At 36.6% G+C, this 410-nt stretch carries 1 pseudogene; it reads left to right on the forward strand.

Going from position 1 to position 410, the window contains the following annotated elements:
- Positions 1-410 (forward strand): annotated as a pseudogene (locus tag FUA24_RS03850) (microtubule-binding protein); the annotation flags it as partial.

Here is a 410-nt window from a genome sequence, read left to right on the forward strand (position 1 = left end):
TACGTCAAAAAATATTAAATGCCACTTTAGATGATGTGGTTAATATGGCCGAAAAAGACAGAACCACACTTTTAGATGCTATTAAAGACTTAACCGATTATCAAGACGAAGTTGGTATTCTTTTTGAAAAATTCTCATCATTAAACGCCACCGAGCAAAAAGTAATTGATGATGCACAAAAAGCCTTAGAACGCGCTAAAGTTGAACTTGAAGATGCAGAAAACAAACCAGACACATGGTGGAATAACCTTTGGGGCCGTAAAAGCAAAATAAAAAAAGCACAAGAAGCTCTTAAAGCAGCCGAAAAAACTAGAGCTGCCGCCGATAATAAAGCCAAAGCCATGTTTCAAGCTCGTATTGAAAGTGCCGATGTACAAACACTGTTAAGTGAACTTTCATATAAAAGTCAA

This window comes from Seonamhaeicola marinus (assembly GCF_008085455.1).